The organism is Streptomyces sp. NPDC001443 (assembly GCF_053597355.1).
In genome coordinates this window covers 12157-12853 of record NZ_JBSFIA010000034.1, presented here as the reverse complement: position 1 = coordinate 12853, position 697 = coordinate 12157, and positions in this window count along the sequence as shown.

Genomic DNA, 697 nt, shown 5'->3' with positions numbered 1-697 from the left:
CACCCGGCCGGGCGTCCGGCCGCGGCGGCACCGGCCCGGAAGCGGACCCGCCGAAGGCGTCGCCGGACGACACGCGAGGCCGGTCCTGCGGGGGCGACGGAACGGTGGTGGGCGGGACACCCGGCCGGGCGTCCGGCCGCGGCGGCACCGGCCCGGAAGCGGACCCGCCGAAGGCGTCGCCGGACGACACGCGAGGCCGGTCCTGCGGGGGCGGCGGGACCGCGGCCGAGGCGGGACGCCGGAAGAAGTCCGTGGGGGTGCCGGGGCCCGGACGCGTCTGCGGGCGCGGCGGCACGGGGGTGGTGCCGGGACGGTTCTGCGCTGCGGCGGGAGCGGAGCCTCGCTCGGTGGCCGAGCCGGGGTGCGGGGCCGGGGGGACCGGGCGGAGGCGGGCGGTCGTCTCCGAAGGCGTCTCGGCGGGCGCACCGGTGGTCCTCGCCTGGGCCGGGGACCGGTGTCCGGGCCGCGGAGGCACACCACCGGACGGCGGGGCATCCGGCAGCCGCGTGGCGGCCGACGGAGGTGCGTCCGGCAGGCGCGTAGCAGCCGACGGAGGCGCGTCCGGCAGGCGGGTCCCGGCGGACGGCGGGGTCTCCGGCCGGCGGGTCACGGCCGACGGCGGGGCATCCGGCAGGCGCGTAGCGGCCGACGGAGGCGCGTCCGGCAGGCGGGTCCCGGCGGACGGCGGGGTCTCCGG